This is a genomic window from Lysobacter sp. TAB13 (assembly GCF_052113885.1).
Taxonomy (GTDB): domain Bacteria; phylum Pseudomonadota; class Gammaproteobacteria; order Xanthomonadales; family Xanthomonadaceae; genus Lysobacter; species Lysobacter gummosus.
In genome coordinates, this window is record NZ_JBFRDR010000368.1 from 1 (window position 1) to 370 (window position 370).

A 370-nucleotide genomic window follows, 5' to 3' on the forward strand; every position below is an offset into this window, starting at 1 on the left:
GGGTTGGGTATGCGTTCGCGAGTAATCGCTTTGGTGTTGGCGCTGCTAGCCGCGTTCAGGCCAGCTGCCGCGCAAACCTATGACCCCAATTTCAGGGACGCAGAGCGGGCCTTCTTGAGCCTCGAGCTCAACACCCGGCTCTGGTTTCAGGTATTCCTGACGAGCGCGGGGCATTGGCCGGCCGTGCCCAACGTAAATTTCTCCCGGCGGCTCTTTGAAGCCACCAAAGACCTCCAGCGGGCACGCGGAGAAGCCCCCAATGGCATCCTCACGGAGGCCCAGGTGGGGCAAATGCTTGCGTCGGCCTCCTCGGTATTAAAGGGCTGGGGGTTACGCTGGGTTCCCCATCCAACCCGCGGCCGCTCAATTT

The 370-nt window shown here is 62.2% G+C and carries 1 protein-coding gene; it reads left to right on the forward strand.

The window, feature by feature from the left end:
• Positions 1-114: 114 nt before the first annotated feature.
• A partial coding sequence (locus tag AB4Y92_RS26565; RefSeq protein ID WP_441822342.1) for a hypothetical protein occupies positions 115-370 on the forward strand: 256 nt, incomplete at its 3' end.